This is a genomic window from Paractinoplanes toevensis (assembly GCF_018332695.1).
In the GTDB taxonomy this organism is placed as follows: Bacteria; Actinomycetota; Actinomycetes; order Mycobacteriales; family Micromonosporaceae; genus Actinoplanes; species Actinoplanes toevensis.
On record NZ_BOQN01000217.1, the window covers coordinates 1 to 1,416 of the forward strand.

Consider the following 1,416-nt stretch of genomic DNA (forward strand, 5'->3'; position numbering starts at 1 on the left):
TGACCGTCCGCAGGGTGACCGCGGCGGGTTCCGTGGCGGCGACCGTGAGCAGAGCGGCCCGCGCAGCAGCTTCCAGGGTGACCGGGGCGGCTTCCGCAGTGACCGTCCGCAGGGCGACCGTGGTGGTTACCAGGGTGGCGGCGACCGCGGCGGGTTCCGTGGCGGCGACCGCGACCGGGGTGGCTTCCGGGACCGTCCGCAGGGTGATCGCGGCGGCTTCCGCGGTGACCGGGACCGGCCGCAGAGCGACCGCCCGCAGGACGATCGGCCGCAGAGCGATCGTCCCGGCTTCCGCAGTGACCAGGACCGCGGCGGCTTCCGCGGCGGTGACCAGGAACGCAGCAGCTTCCGCGGCGACCGGGACCGTGGTGGTTTCCGGGACCGCGATGACGCTCGGAACGAGCAGGCTCCGGCCGACGAGGACCAGCAGCCCACGTTCAAGGCGCCGGAGATCCCCGAGGAGATCGTCGCCACCGACCTCGATCAGGAGGTGCGTGCCGAGCTGCTGTCGCTGGCTCGGGACGTCGCCGACAGCGTCGCCCGGCACCTCGTGGCGGCCGGCCAGGTCATCGACGAGGACTCCGAGCTGGCGCTTCAGCACGCCATCGCGGCGCGGCGGCTCGCGTCCCGCATCGCGGTGGTGCGGGAGGCGGTCGGGCTGGCCGCGTACGCGGCCGGTGACTGGACGATGGCGATCGCCGAGCTGCGCACGTACCACCGGATGACCGGGCGTCAGACGCACCTGGCCGAGATCGCCGACAGCGAGCGGGCGCTGGGTCGCCCGGAGCGGGCGATCGACCTCTACCGGGGTGCCGACCCGAAGAACCTCGACAAGGCGGGCGCCATCGAGCTGCTGATCGTGGCGGCCGGCGCACGTGGCGATCTGGGTCAGCACGACGCGGCCGTGGCGATGCTGCAGGTGCGCGAGTTGACCGCCGACGAGGACGCGGAGTGGGCGGCGCGGCTGCGTTACGCGTACGCCGATGCGCTGCTCGCCGCGGGTCGCCGGGACGAGGCGCGGGAGTGGTTCTCGCGGACCGCCGCGGTCGACGAGGACCAGCTGACCGACGCGACCGAGCGGCTGCTCGAACTCGACGGCATCAGCATCGAGGGCGACGACGAGGATGAGGACGACGACGAGGCCGTCGCGGCCGGGACCGACGTCGACACCGACCCGAGCCGCGACCAGGACGACGACCAGGACGACGACGAACTCGACGACGAGGACGACGAGCTCGAGGACGACGAGGACGAGCCGACCGACCGCGCCGCCGGGCTGCCGGCCGACGAGGACGAGGACGAGGACGACGACCTCGACGACGAGGACGACGAGCTCGAGAACCGCGCGGACGGCGACGAGGACGACGAAGACGCCGAGGACGAGGACGAGCTCGACGACGAGCCCGCGGCGAAGAA

General features: G+C 73.3%; 2 protein-coding genes. One reads left to right on the forward strand and one right to left on the reverse strand.

What is annotated here, in order from left to right:
• Positions 1–547: hypothetical protein (locus Ato02nite_RS50685; protein WP_213013927.1), on the reverse strand; the 547-nt coding region annotated here is incomplete at its 3' end.
• On the opposite strand from Ato02nite_RS50685, the gene Ato02nite_RS50690 reads away from it, so the two are divergent.
• Positions 491–1,416 (forward strand): tetratricopeptide repeat protein (locus Ato02nite_RS50690; protein WP_246608259.1); only part of this gene is annotated, 926 nt, incomplete at its 3' end. The genes Ato02nite_RS50685 and Ato02nite_RS50690 overlap by 57 nt on opposite strands.